This is a genomic window from Methylocaldum sp., assembly GCF_039794385.1.
In the GTDB taxonomy this organism is placed as follows: Bacteria; Pseudomonadota; Gammaproteobacteria; order Methylococcales; family Methylococcaceae; genus Methylocaldum.
This window is the reverse complement of sequence record NZ_JBDIVO010000210.1, coordinates 1-8,765: the sequence shown is the minus strand read 5'-3', so window position 1 is coordinate 8,765 and position 8,765 is coordinate 1. Positions and strand designations below refer to the sequence as shown.

9 protein-coding genes and 1 pseudogene are annotated in these 8,765 nt (G+C 59.0%); 9 read left to right on the top strand and 1 reads right to left on the bottom strand.

Annotated elements, in window-relative coordinates:
* The 6 genes and pseudogenes from ABJK70_RS16365 to proB form a co-directional block, all read left to right on the top strand.
* Positions 1–516: pseudogene (locus tag ABJK70_RS16365) on the top strand (formylmethanofuran--tetrahydromethanopterin N-formyltransferase); the annotation flags it as partial.
* Positions 513–1,325: a formylmethanofuran dehydrogenase subunit C gene (locus ABJK70_RS16360; protein ID WP_077732070.1), complete on the top strand. Its 813-nt coding sequence runs from the start codon at positions 513–515 to the stop codon at positions 1,323–1,325. The pseudogene ABJK70_RS16365 and the gene ABJK70_RS16360, both read left to right, overlap by 4 nt.
* Before the next feature lie 122 nt (positions 1,326–1,447).
* Positions 1,448–1,759 carry a 50S ribosomal protein L21 gene (gene rplU, locus ABJK70_RS16355; RefSeq protein WP_077732071.1) on the top strand — a complete coding sequence of 104 codons (312 nt, stop codon included), beginning with the start codon at positions 1,448–1,450 and terminating at the stop codon, positions 1,757–1,759.
* Between the two features lie 20 nt (positions 1,760–1,779).
* Entirely contained in the window at positions 1,780–2,043 is a 264-nt protein-coding gene (gene rpmA / locus ABJK70_RS16350; RefSeq protein ID WP_077732072.1) for a 50S ribosomal protein L27, read from the top strand.
* Positions 2,044–2,120: 77 nt separating this feature from the next.
* A complete protein-coding gene (cgtA, locus tag ABJK70_RS16345) occupies positions 2,121–3,155 on the top strand; it encodes an Obg family GTPase CgtA (protein ID WP_347258491.1) in 1,035 nt (344 codons plus the stop codon).
* Positions 3,139–4,263: a glutamate 5-kinase gene (proB, locus tag ABJK70_RS16340; RefSeq protein ID WP_086133707.1), complete on the top strand. Its 1,125-nt coding sequence runs from the start codon at positions 3,139–3,141 to the stop codon at positions 4,261–4,263. The genes cgtA and proB overlap by 17 nt, the downstream gene beginning before the upstream one ends.
* Before the next feature lie 43 nt (positions 4,264–4,306).
* On the opposite strand, the gene rpsT is transcribed toward proB, so the two are convergent.
* Positions 4,307–4,585 (bottom strand): 30S ribosomal protein S20, encoded by a 279-nt coding sequence (rpsT, locus tag ABJK70_RS16335; RefSeq protein ID WP_086133708.1) that lies wholly within the window; start codon positions 4,583–4,585, stop codon positions 4,307–4,309.
* Between the two features lie 224 nt (positions 4,586–4,809).
* On the opposite strand from rpsT, the gene murJ reads away from it, so the two are divergent.
* The 3 genes from murJ to ABJK70_RS16320 all read left to right on the top strand — a co-directional run.
* On the top strand, positions 4,810–6,366 hold the full coding sequence (gene murJ / locus ABJK70_RS16330; RefSeq protein ID WP_077732076.1) for a murein biosynthesis integral membrane protein MurJ: 1,557 nt from the start codon (positions 4,810–4,812) through the stop codon (positions 6,364–6,366).
* A 10-nt stretch (positions 6,367–6,376) separates the two neighbouring features.
* Positions 6,377–7,333: a bifunctional riboflavin kinase/FAD synthetase gene (gene ribF / locus ABJK70_RS16325; protein WP_077732077.1), complete on the top strand. Its 957-nt coding sequence runs from the start codon at positions 6,377–6,379 to the stop codon at positions 7,331–7,333.
* Positions 7,330–8,765 (top strand): class I tRNA ligase family protein (locus tag ABJK70_RS16320; RefSeq protein WP_347258490.1); only part of this gene is annotated, 1,436 nt, incomplete at its 3' end. The genes ribF and ABJK70_RS16320, both read left to right, overlap by 4 nt.

Below are 8,765 nucleotides of genomic sequence, written 5' to 3'. Positions count from 1 at the left end.
CAGATCTCCAAGCGCATCAACGGCAAACGGTATTGGCGCGTCCCGGTCATGGACGGCGAGTTCCTCTGCGAAGATACCACCTGCACCGTCAAGGCCGTAGGCGGCGGCAACTTCCTGATCCTGGCGGAAAGCCAGCCGCAGGCCTTGGCCGCTTGCGAGGCCGCCATCGAAGCCATGAAAAAGATCCCGAACGTCATCATGCCTTTCCCCGGCGGCGTGGTGCGCTCGGGCTCGAAGGTCGGCTCCAAGTACAAAGCCTTGTCGGCGTCGACCAACGACGCGTTCTGCCCCACGCTCAAAGGTCAAACCAGGACGGATTTGAGCCCCGAAATCGAATCGGTCATGGAGATCGTCATCGACGGCTTGACCGATGACGACATCAAGAAAGCCATGCGGGTCGGCATCGAGGCGGCTTGCAGCCTGGGCGCCGAAAACGGCATACGCCGCATCAGCGCGGGCAATTACGGCGGCAAATTGGGTCCTTTCCTATTCCATCTTCAGGAGATCATGGCATGACGGCGCTCACCTTCACCCTGAAGGCCGAACTCGAACAACGGATCGACGTGTCCCCATTGACGCCGGATCGGCTCGCCGACAAATCCGCGAGTGAAATCGGCGCCGAATTGCTGCAATACGGCAACCGGCAAATACGTGCCGATGAACTGTTTTCGATCGAAGGGCAAGGTTCCGACCGCCTTATCTTCCGCGGCAGCCGTAAGCTCGACTATATCGGGAAGGGCATGAGCCAGGGGGAAATCCGCGTCGAGGGCGATGCCGGCAGTTATTTGGGCATGCACCTCAAGGGCGGACGCATCATCGTAAGCGGCAACGTCGACGCTTACGCCGCTTGCGAAATGAAAAAAGGCGAAATTTTGATTCGCGGCAACGCCGGAGATTTCCTCGGCGCAGCCCTTCCCGGCAATAAGAAGGGCATGGCCGGCGGCGTGGTCATCGTCAAAGGAAACGTCGGCGACCGCGTGGGCGACCATCTGCGGCGCGGCGCCATTCTTATCGAGGGCAACGCCGGGAATTATCTGGGTTCGCGTATGACTGCCGGCACCATTGCCGTCCTCGGCGAAGTCGGCGCACACCTCGGTTATGCCATGAACCGGGGTACCGTGCTGCTTGCCCGGACACCGGCATCCATTCCGGCTACCTTCAATGATTGCGGCACCCATACGCTCGGCTTCATACCGTTGCTTCTGAAAGGCTTCCAGGGATTGGAGACCCGGTTCTCCGAAATGTCCGACACCCTCAAGCGGGTACGGCGCTATGCCGGAGACATGTGCGGACTGGGCAAGGGCGAAATACTCGTTGCCCTCTGACGGCGTCACGCCGGTTGCGATTCGCAACTCGGCAGGCAAAAAACTCAGCTGGTTGACGGATTTAGGCATACACGGTTATCATTCCGTGTTTAAAAGAATTTTCTGCGTTGGAGCCAACAAAAATGTACGCGGTTATACAAACAGGCGGCAAGCAATATCGGGTGAAACAGGGCGACGTGGTCAAGGTCGAAACCCTGAGCGCCGAAGCCGGCCAGCAAATCGAGTTCGACAAGGTGCTAATGGTTCAAACGGATTCCGGCTTGAAAGTAGGCAAACCCTTCATTGATGGCGGCAAAGTAACCGCAACCATCAAGGCTCATGGCCGGCACCCGAAAATTAAAATCGTCAAGTTCCGCCGGCGTAAGCATTACATGAAGCAGGCGGGCCACCGGCAGAATTACACCGAAATTCAGATCACAGGTATCTCTGCCTAATCGAAGAGCGAGGAATCACGATGGCACACAAGAAAGCAGGCGGCAGCTCGCGCAACGGCCGCGATTCAGAATCCAAACGACTCGGCGTGAAACGCTTCGGCGGTCAGTTCGTGCAAGCGGGCAGCATTATCGTGCGGCAGCGCGGCACCAAATTCCACGCCGGTGAGAATGTAGGCTGCGGAAGAGACTATACGCTTTTCGCATTGGCCGACGGACAGGTCCAGTTCAAGGTGAAAGGCCCGCTCAAGCGCAAATACGTCAGTATCGTTCAAAGCGAAGCCTAAGGATCAAAGCGGCTTTACGGGCCGCCCTTTTAAATAGGAAGAAGCCTCGTCCGTGACGGGGCTTTTTTGTCATTACCATGAAGTTTGTTGACGAAGCGGAAATTCGGGTGGAAGCGGGCGACGGCGGCAACGGCTGCGTCAGCTTTCGGCGCGAAAAATATGTTCCTTTCGGCGGCCCCGACGGGGGCGACGGCGGTGACGGCGGCAGCGTTTTTCTGGTCGCCTCCACCAATCTCAACACGCTGGTCGACTTCCGCTTTCACTCGCGATTTCGCGCCGAACGCGGACAAAACGGGTCGGGCGGCAACTGCACCGGCCATTCGGGCGCCGACTGCATCGTCCACGTACCTACCGGCACCGAGGTGTTCGACGCCGAAACCGGCGAAAAGCTCGGCGACCTGGTCAAGGAAGGCGAAAAATTATTGGTAGCCCAAGGCGGCTTTCACGGCCTCGGCAATACCCGATTCAAGAGCAGCGTCAATCGCGCGCCGCGCAAGGCCACCAGCGGAACGCCGGGCGAACGGCGCACCCTGCGCCTGGAGCTGAAGCTCATCGCGGACGTCGGCTTGCTGGGCATGCCCAATGCCGGAAAATCCAGCTTGATTCGCAGCGTGTCCGCCGCACGTCCCAAGGTTGCGGATTACCCTTTCACCACCTTGTATCCGAATCTTGGCGTCGTGCGCGTCGACGATCAGCGCAGCTTCGTCATGGCCGATATTCCCGGCCTCATCGAGGGCGCATCGCATGGAGCGGGACTGGGAGTGCAGTTCTTGAAGCATCTTGCCCGTACCAAGCTGCTGCTCCACGTAGTGGATGTCGAACCCTACGAAAGCCTGGAAGACCCGATTACGGCGGCACAAAAAGTGATCGCCGAGCTTCAACAGTGGGACCAGGGCCTGGACCAGAAGCCGCGCTGGCTGGTATTGAACAAGATCGATCGGCTGGCCGACGACGCAGCCCAACAGCGCTGCCGCGAAATCATAGAAGGTCTCGAATGGGCCGGCCCCGTCTTTAGGGTCTCCGCCGTTCGAGGCGACGGCCTCAAAGACTTGGTCTACAGCGTTATGGCGTTCCTGGAGCAGGACCAAACAAAAGATGCAGAACAGGACTGAATTTGCCCACGCCCGCCGCATCATCGTCAAGATCGGCAGTGCCTTGCTGACCGGGGGCGGGCGCGGACTGGACATGCCCGCAATCACCGATTGGGTGGCTCAAATTGCCGTCTTGCGCCACCAAGATATAGAAATTCTTCTCGTTTCTTCCGGCTCGGTCGCCGAAGGCATGTGCCGGCTGGGCTGGAAAACCCGCCCACGCTCCCTGCACGAACTCCAGGCGGCCGCCGCCGTGGGACAGATGGGCCTGATTCAGACTTATGAATCCCTCTTTCAAGGGCACGGTCTTCATACCGCGCAAATCCTGCTGACCCACGACGACCTATCGGATCGGCAGCGCTATCTTAACGCCCGAAGCACCCTACTCACCCTGCTCGAACTGGGGGTGGTGCCGGTCATCAACGAAAACGATACGGTAGCGAACGAGGAAATCCGCTTCGGAGACAACGACACGCTCGCCGCTTTGGTGGCGAATCTCCTGGAAGCGGATCTCTTGATCATTTTGACCGACCAAAAGGGACTTTACGAACGCGATCCGACCCTGGACCCCACCGCCCAACTCGTCTACCAGGCCAGCATCAATGATGCGCGCCTCGGCGAGATGGTGGGCGAGAGTCGCAGCGGACTCGGCCGGGGCGGCATGATCACCAAACTGCGCGCCGCTCGGCTGGCCTCCCGGTCCGGGACGGCAACGGTTATCGCCAGCGGGCGGGAGCAAAATGTCATGGCAAGGGTGGTTGCGGGCGAGGAATTGGGTACCTTTCTGATTCCCGATGTATCCCCGATGCTGGCCAGGAAGCGTTGGCTGGCCGGACAGCTCAAACTCAAGGGTAAGTTGCACTTGGATGAAGGTGCTGCGCGCGTCTTGAGAGAAGACGGCAAAAGCCTCTTGCCCATCGGCGTAACCGCCGTGGACGGCGACTTCCACAGGGGCGACCTAGTCGCTTGCGTGGATATGGAGGGAAAAGAGGTGGCTCGCGGGCTGGTGAATTACGGCGCTGACGAAACGCGCGCCATCATGCGACAACCGAGCTCGCAAATCGAATGCCTGCTTGGATATGTCGATGAACCGGAACTGATTCACCGCGATAATCTGGTACTGGCTTGAGAGAGGCAGGCGGGCCAGCCCGCCTCGTCTTTCCGCCAGAAACTTAGGCGGATGCGCTCAGAGCCAGCGCTTTGACTCGGGCGTTGAGACGGCTCTTGCTGCGAGCGGCCTTGTTCTTGTGGATCAAGCCCTTGTTAACCGACGAGTCGATAACGGGAACTGCGGCGCGAAATGCGGCCTGCGCTTGCTCCAAGTCGCCGGATTCTACCGCCAGAATGACCTTCTTGATGAAGGTCCGCAACCGGCTGCGCTGAGCCGCGTTGTGGGCGCGATGTTTTTCCGATTGTATGGCGCGTTTTTTTGCTGAAGCAATATTAGCCAAGGTGAAAACCTCTAATCCTAATCGTTTTAAGCGAATTCGTTATTTTCGTCACAAGTAATTCAAGAGTCAAGAGCGCAATTTTCACAAAATTATCGGGCCAGACGTTTTCGCAGGTTATAGGCCATTTTCGGATAGCTTTTCGCAGCGTATCTCTAACAGTGCCTTGATCGCCCAAATTCCTTATACTACGGCCTTTTCTTCAACGAAAGCACTGGTTTTAGGCTCTGAGCAAGCATCTACTGAAATCCACGGCGGCCGTCGGCGGCATGACCTTCGTCTCCCGCCTTTTAGGGTTCGTTCGAGATGTCGTCATCGCCCGTTATTTCGGTGCCGATCCCGGCACCGACGCGTTCTTCGTCGCGTTTAGAATTCCCAACTTCCTGCGCCGCCTCTTTGCGGAAGGCGCCTTCTCGCAGGCCTTCGTGCCGGTTCTGTCAGATTACAAGGAGCGCCACGACCCGACCCAGCTCAGGCCGTTCTTGGATCGTACGGCCGGCAGCCTGTCGCTGGCCTTGTTGCTTGTCACCTTCGCCGGCATTATCGCTGCGCCGGTCTTGATCATGCTGTTTGCGCCCGGTTTCTATCGAAATGCGGAGCAATTCGAGCTCAGCGTCGAGATGCTGCGCATCACCTTGCCGTATCTTTTCTTCATTTCCCTCACGGCATTCGCCGGGGCCATTCTGAACACCTGGGGACGTTTCGCCATACCGGCCTTCACGCCGGTCTTTCTGAACCTTCTGATGATCGCTGCGGCGATTTGGTTCGCCCCTTACCTGTCCGAACCGATTACCGCCTTGGCCTGGGGTGTGCTGATCGCCGGCGTCGTCCAGCTCGCATTTCAAGTGCCTGCGCTCCTCCGGGAGGGCTTGCTGCCGAAACCCCGCCTTGGGTTTCACGATGCCGGCGTTCGCCGCATCATCAAGATGATAGGACCGGCGATTTTCGGGGTTTCGGTAACCCAGGTGAATCTCCTGGTCGACACGGTGATTGCCTCCTTTTTAGTGTCCGGCAGCGTCTCCTGGCTTTACTACTCCGATCGGCTGGTGGAATTCCCTTTGGGCATTTTCGGCGTCGCTATCGGCACTGTAATGTTGCCTCATTTGTCGAAAAATCATGCAAACCGTGATCGCGACGGGTTTTCCCGTTCGCTGGACTGGGCTCTCCGCTGGGTCATCCTGATCGGCTTGCCGGCGACCTTGGGCCTAGCGCTACTCGCCGAACCGATGATTTCCACCCTTTTTCAGTACGATCGGTTTTCTTCGCATGACGCCGAGATGGCCAGCCGGAGCCTAACGACTTACTCCATCGGATTGATGGGCTTCATCGCAATCAAGGTGCTGGTTCCGGGCTTCAGCTCGAGACAGGATCTCCGCACCCCGGTCAGGTATGGCGTCTACGCCATTATCGCCAACCTCGCGTTGAACCTGGCTCTGATTTTTCAACTCGCGCCGATCGGCTGGGGTCACGCGGGTCTCGCTCTGTCGACGGCGTTGGCGGCGCTCCTTAACGCCGGACTGCTCCTGGCCAAACTTTTGAAGGAGCAGATTTACAAACCGGAACCGGGATGGCCGATCTTCCTGCTGCGTGTAGCGCTCGCCAGTGGCGTGATGGTCCCGATCCTGGTCTATGCGTCCAATGCTTATCCGTGGCAGATCTGGTCGCTCGCCGACCGAATTTCGCATCTGGCTTTGTGGATTCTGCTGGGCCTCGCGACTTATCTGTCGTGTCTTACCCTGACAGGGCTCCGTCCCAGGCACATGCTGGTTCCGGAAGGTACCTGAGGACCGTCGCATGCGCTTGATTCGAGGACTCGCCGAACTGAAACTTCCCGAACGGGGCTGCGTCGCCACGATCGGCAACTTCGACGGCGTCCATATTGGTCACTGCCAAGTGATCGAAAGGCTGGCGGAAGCAGGACGGAGGCTGGATTTGCCGGTTGTGGTCGTCCTGTTCGAACCGCAGCCACGGGAATATTTTTTCCCGAACGAAGCACCGGCCCGTTTGACCCGGCTCCGTGAAAAGCTGGCCCGCTTGGCTGAATTGCCGATCGATCAGGTGCTGCTGCTGCGCTTCAACCGGCAGCTCGCCATGTTGCCGGCGGAAAGCTTCATTCAAGACATCCTGCTCGAAGGACTGCGCATCAAGTATCTGGTGATCGGAGACGATTTCAGATTCGGCAGAAACCGGCTCGGCAACTTTGCCTTGTTGCGGCAGGCCGGGAAAGAATTCGGCTTCGAAGTGGTCGACACGCCGTCGGTATTGGTCGATGGACGACGCGTCAGCAGCACTTCGATCCGCAAAGCCCTCGCGGCAGGCGATTTAGCTCGCGCAGCGCGACTCCTGGGGCGTCCTTATTCAGTCTGCGGACGCGTCATCCATGGGGCGAAGCGCGGCCGAACGCTCGGCTTTCCCACGGCCAACATCTTGATGAGACGGAAAAACACTCCTGTACAGGGTGTATTTGCCGTTACAATGTCCGGAATAGGCGAACATCCGCTGCCGGGGGTCGCGAACGTAGGCATACGCCCGACTGTCGCGGGAGGACGTACGGTGCTCCTCGAAACCTATTTGCTGGACTTCTCCGGAGACCTCTACGGAAAACAGGTGGAAATCGTTTTTCGCCACAAGCTCCGGGACGAAAAGCGCTTCGACGGCTTAGCCGAACTGCAGGCCCAGATCGAACGGGACGTCATGACTGCAAGAGGCTATTTCGCCATCTCAAATTCAACATCATCCTCTGCATCATGAGCACGGATTACAAATCGACACTGAATTTACCCAGCACCGATTTTCCGATGAAGGCCAATCTGCCGCAGCGCGAGCCCGAGCAGCTCGAGCGCTGGCGCAGCATGGATCTTTACCGGAAGATTCGCGAAACGTTCCGTGGGCGCCCGAAGTTCATTCTTCATGACGGCCCCCCCTACGCCAACGGCGAAATCCACATCGGCCATGCCGTAAACAAGGTGTTGAAGGACATCATCGTCAAGAGCAAGGGATTGAACGGTTTCGACGCGCCCTATGTGCCCGGCTGGGATTGCCACGGCCTGCCCATCGAATTGATGGTGGAGAAGAAGATCGGCAAAGCCGGCGTGCAGGTCAACGCTTCCGATTTCCGCAAGGCCTGCCGCGCCTATGCGACCGAGCAAGTGGATATCCAGCGGCGCGAGTTCATCCGGCTCGGCGTTTTCGGCGACTGGGAAAATCCGTACCTGAGCATGGACTTTCGCTTCGAGGCCGACATCCTGCGCGCTTTGGGCCGAATCTCCGCGCGCGGCCATCTGATGAAAGGGGCAAAGCCGGTGCATTGGTGCACCGATTGCGGCTCCGCGCTGGCCGAAGCCGAGGTCGAATACGAAAACAAGCGCTCGATCGCCATCGACGTGCGGTTCAGGGTTCTCGACGAAACCGCGCTGATCCAGCGTTGTCACTCGGTTCCGGGCCATCCGGGCGAAGGCCCGCTGTCGGTGGTCATCTGGACGACGACACCCTGGACCCTGCCGGCCAACCAGGGCGTGGCGCTCAACCCGGATCTCGATTACGCCGTGGTGCAATGCCGGGAACCGATGGAGCGGTTGGTCGTGGCCGAAGCCCTGATGAAAGATGTCATGATGCGTTGCGGCGTCGACGATTACCGCGTCGTGGCGTATTGCAGGGGCTCGGATCTCGAGGGATTGATGCTGCACCATCCGTTTTACGAGCGCGAGGTGCCTATCGTTCTCGGCGAGCACGTGACGCTCGACGCCGGTACCGGCGCGGTGCATACGGCGCCCGGCCATGGCCAGGAAGACTACGTCGTCGGTCAGCGCTATGGGCTGCCGGTCGAAAATCCGGTGGCGGACGACGGCAAGTTCCTGCCGAGCACGCCGCTGTTCGCCGGCGAACACGTCATGAACGCCAACGGCCATGTGGTCGAGGTGCTCAAGGAACGCGGCACACTGCTGCACGAAGCGCGCATCGAGCACAGCTATCCGCACTGCTGGCGGCACAAGACGCCGGTCATCTTCAGAGCGACGCCCCAGTGGTTCATCGCCATGGACAAGAACGATCTTCGCCGCCAGGCCCTGGAAGAAATCAAGAAAGTGGAATGGATACCCGATTGGGGGCAGGCGAGAATCGAAGGCATGGTCGCGAACCGGCCCGACTGGTGCGTCTCCCGGCAGCGGAACTGGGGCGTGCCGAT

What these genes read in the sequence shown, in the direction of transcription:
- proB (WP_086133707.1), top strand. Translation starts at nt 3,139, where the DNA reads ATGCAGAACAGGACTGAATTTGCCCACGCCCGCCGCATCATCGTCAAG.
- ABJK70_RS16360 (WP_077732070.1), top strand. Translation starts at nt 513, where the DNA reads ATGACGGCGCTCACCTTCACCCTGAAGGCCGAACTCGAACAACGGATC.
- rplU (WP_077732071.1), top strand. Translation starts at nt 1,448, where the DNA reads ATGTACGCGGTTATACAAACAGGCGGCAAGCAATATCGGGTGAAACAG.
- rpmA (WP_077732072.1), top strand. Translation starts at nt 1,780, where the DNA reads ATGGCACACAAGAAAGCAGGCGGCAGCTCGCGCAACGGCCGCGATTCA.
- cgtA (WP_347258491.1), top strand. Translation starts at nt 2,121, where the DNA reads ATGAAGTTTGTTGACGAAGCGGAAATTCGGGTGGAAGCGGGCGACGGC.
- ribF (WP_077732077.1), top strand. Translation starts at nt 6,377, where the DNA reads ATGCGCTTGATTCGAGGACTCGCCGAACTGAAACTTCCCGAACGGGGC.